Origin of the sequence: Streptomyces sp. NPDC051740 (genome assembly GCF_044453165.1) — a bacterium.
In the GTDB taxonomy this organism is placed as follows: Bacteria; Actinomycetota; Actinomycetes; order Streptomycetales; family Streptomycetaceae; genus Streptomyces; species Streptomyces atrovirens.
Genome location: NZ_JBITCL010000055.1, coordinates 1 through 2,498, shown reverse-complemented (window position 1 = coordinate 2,498; position 2,498 = coordinate 1). Strand labels below are relative to the sequence as shown.

Sequence of the window (2,498 nt, the reverse complement as noted above, 5' to 3'; positions counted from 1 at the left end):
AACACAGTGGACGCGAGCAACTGAGGACAAGCCCTCGGCCTATTAGTACCGGTCAACTCCACACGTTACCGTGCTTCCATATCCGGCCTATCAACCCAGTCGTCTACTGGGAGCCTTACCCTCTCTAGGAGGTGGGAGTCCTCATCTCGAAGCAGGCTTCCCGCTTAGATGCTTTCAGCGGTTATCCCTCCCGAACGTAGCCAACCAGCCATGCCCTTGGCAGAACAACTGGCACACCAGAGGTTCGTCCGTCCCGGTCCTCTCGTACTAGGGACAGCCCTTCTCAAGACTCCTACGCGCACAGCGGATAGGGACCGAACTGTCTCACGACGTTCTAAACCCAGCTCGCGTACCGCTTTAATGGGCGAACAGCCCAACCCTTGGGACCGACTCCAGCCCCAGGATGCGACGAGCCGACATCGAGGTGCCAAACCATCCCGTCGATATGGACTCTTGGGGAAGATCAGCCTGTTATCCCCGGGGTACCTTTTATCCGTTGAGCGACGGCGCTTCCACAAGCCACCGCCGGATCACTAGTCCCGACTTTCGTCCCTGCTCGACCCGTCGGTCTCACAGTCAAGCTCCCTTGTGCACTTACACTCAACACCTGATTGCCAACCAGGCTGAGGGAACCTTTGGGCGCCTCCGTTACTCTTTAGGAGGCAACCGCCCCAGTTAAACTACCCATCAGACACTGTCCCTGATCCGGATCACGGACCCAGGTTAGACATCCAGCACGACCAGACTGGTATTTCAACGACGACTCCACAACCACTGGCGTGGCTGCTTCACAGTCTCCCAGCTATCCTACACAAGCCGAACCGAACACCAATATCAAACTGTAGTAAAGGTCCCGGGGTCTTTCCGTCCTGCTGCGCGAAACGAGCATCTTTACTCGTAGTGCAATTTCACCGGGCCTATGGTTGAGACAGTCGAGAAGTCGTTACGCCATTCGTGCAGGTCGGAACTTACCCGACAAGGAATTTCGCTACCTTAGGATGGTTATAGTTACCACCGCCGTTTACTGGCGCTTAAGTTCTCAGCTTCGCCACCCCGAAGAGTGACTAACCGGTCCCCTTAACGTTCCAGCACCGGGCAGGCGTCAGTCCGTATACATCGCCTTACGGCTTCGCACGGACCTGTGTTTTTAGTAAACAGTCGCTTCTCGCTGGTCTCTGCGGCCACCCCCAGCTCGAGGAGCAAGTCCTCTCACCGGTTGTGGCCCCCCTTCTCCCGAAGTTACGGGGGCATTTTGCCGAGTTCCTTAACCATAGTTCACCCGAACGCCTCGGTATTCTCTACCTGACCACCTGAGTCGGTTTAGGGTACGGGCCGCCATGAAACTCGCTAGAGGCTTTTCTCGACAGCATAGGATCATCCACTTCACCACAATCGGCTCGGCATCAGGTCTCAGACTACGTGTCAGGCGGATTTGCCTACCTGACGTCCTACACCCTTACCCCGGGACAACCACCGCCCGGGATGGACTACCTTCCTGCGTCACCCCATCACTCACCTACTAACCGCTTGGGCCGGCGGCTCCACCACTCCCCCTCACTCCGAAGAGATCAGGGGCGGCTTCACGGCCTTAGCATCACGATGCTCGATGTTTGACGCTTCACAGCGGGTACCGGAATATCAACCGGTTATCCATCGACTACGCCTGTCGGCCTCGCCTTAGGTCCCGACTTACCCTGGGCAGATCAGCTTGACCCAGGAACCCTTAGTCAATCGGCGCACACGTTTCTCACGTGTGAATCGCTACTCATGCCTGCATTCTCACTCGTGAACCGTCCACAACTGCCTTCCGGCGCTGCTTCACCCGGCACACGACGCTCCCCTACCCATCACGATCCCCGTTGGGGGTACATATCGCAATGACACGACTTCGGCGGTACGCTTGAGCCCCGCTACATTGTCGGCGCGGAATCACTAGACCAGTGAGCTATTACGCACTCTTTCAAGGGTGGCTGCTTCTAAGCCAACCTCCTGGTTGTCTCTGCGACTCCACATCCTTTCCCACTTAGCGTACGCTTAGGGGCCTTAGTCGATGCTCTGGGCTGTTTCCCTCTCGACCATGGAGCTTATCCCCCACAGTCTCACTGCCGCGCTCTCACTTACCGGCATTCGGAGTTTGGCTAAGGTCAGTAACCCGGTAGGGCCCATCGCCTATCCAGTGCTCTACCTCCGGCAAGAAACACACGACGCTGCACCTAAATGCATTTCGGGGAGAACCAGCTATCACGGAGTTTGATTGGCCTTTCACCCCTAACCACAGGTCATCCCCCAGGTTTTCAACCCTGGTGGGTTCGGTCCTCCACGAAGTCTTACCTCCGCTTCAACCTGCCCATGGCTAGATCACTCCGCTTCGGGTCTTGAGCGTGCTACTAAAAACGCCCTGTTCGGACTCGCTTTCGCTACGGCTTCCCCACCCGGGTTAACCTCGCAACACACCGCAAACTCGCAGGCTCATTCTTCAAAAGGCACGCAGTCACGAG

At 56.9% G+C, this 2,498-nt stretch carries 1 rRNA gene; it reads right to left on the bottom strand.

The annotated features are described in order from the left end of the window. Positions 1–22: 22 nt before the first annotated feature. A 23S ribosomal RNA gene (locus tag ACIA6T_RS35560) occupies positions 23–2,498 on the bottom strand; the annotation flags it as partial.